This window comes from Megasphaera cerevisiae DSM 20462 (genome assembly GCF_001045675.1).
GTDB lineage: Bacteria > Bacillota > Negativicutes > Veillonellales > Megasphaeraceae > Megasphaera > Megasphaera cerevisiae.
In genome coordinates this window covers 1-927 of the sequence record NZ_LEKT01000136.1, presented here as the reverse complement: position 1 = coordinate 927, position 927 = coordinate 1, and the positions used below count along the sequence as shown (strand labels likewise).

The window sequence follows — 927 nt, the reverse complement described above, 5'->3', positions numbered from 1 at the left end:
AAGTAAACAGTGGGTATCTACCGAAGCTCCTGCCGGAAGTGCATCAACCGCAACACTTCCCATTGCTTACACGCAATGGTATAAAATTGTCGCAACTGGAGTTGTAAGCAGTGCCGATTCGGATTTCAAACAAACTGTAGCCATCTTGAAGGACTATAACATGTCGCTGAGTGGATTTGCACTGCGCTCATCTGGGGCCGATAGGCCAGCGGCGCACTGCATAACCATCGGCATATAGACAGTGGGGAAATTTTACTGCTCTCAATCAAGGTAGCTGGATAGGTTTTCCTATCAGTTTCCCTTCATCTATTTTCTCTGCAACGGGTACTGATATGGCTAATACCTCTGATTCTATCCAAGGATTCGGATTTTATAATATATCTTCATCAGGTTTTAATGCTGTTGGTTCAATAGGTGTAAACCTCCTGTATGGGCGTTACATAGCAACCGGATATTAAACAGTGGGGATTGTTTAGTATTGGTGCCCCCTTGGCCGGCGCACAAACGATCACATTCCCACTTGAAATTAATCAAGTCCTTTTGCCCGTGGTCACAGTCGATTCTGCGGCAGACGACATGATTGGCGTCGAAAACATATCCGACACAACTATAACCCTTACAAAAGGATCACACGACCCCACCGCCCGCACGGGGCATTGGGGATTAATATGTAAGTAAACAGTGGGGAATACTTACATTTACTTACAGTCAAACAACAAATAATGTGCGTTATTACGATGCTACAGTCACGTTTCCTTTACAAGTCACTACAACCATGTATGTAGGGGCGATGCATTTGGGTGGTAGCACTTCTATCCCTGCCGCATCATGTGGCACAGCAGTAAGCAACGGATCGGCTTCTTTGCGCTTTGGGACGACATATGCCAACTCTAACACTATGCAAGGATTCATTATGATAATTGGCAC

General features: G+C 45.3%; 1 protein-coding gene and 1 pseudogene. Both read left to right on the top strand.

All coding sequences use genetic code 11. The features are described 5' to 3' along the window. The coding region (locus AB840_RS17995) for a hypothetical protein (RefSeq protein WP_236684566.1) at nucleotides 1–238 on the top strand (238 nt) is incomplete at its 5' end. A gap of 13 nt (nucleotides 239–251) precedes the next feature. Beyond that, a pseudogene (locus AB840_RS18425) lies at nucleotides 252–458 on the top strand (gp53-like domain-containing protein); the annotation flags it as partial. Between the last annotated feature and the right edge of the window lie 469 nt (nucleotides 459–927).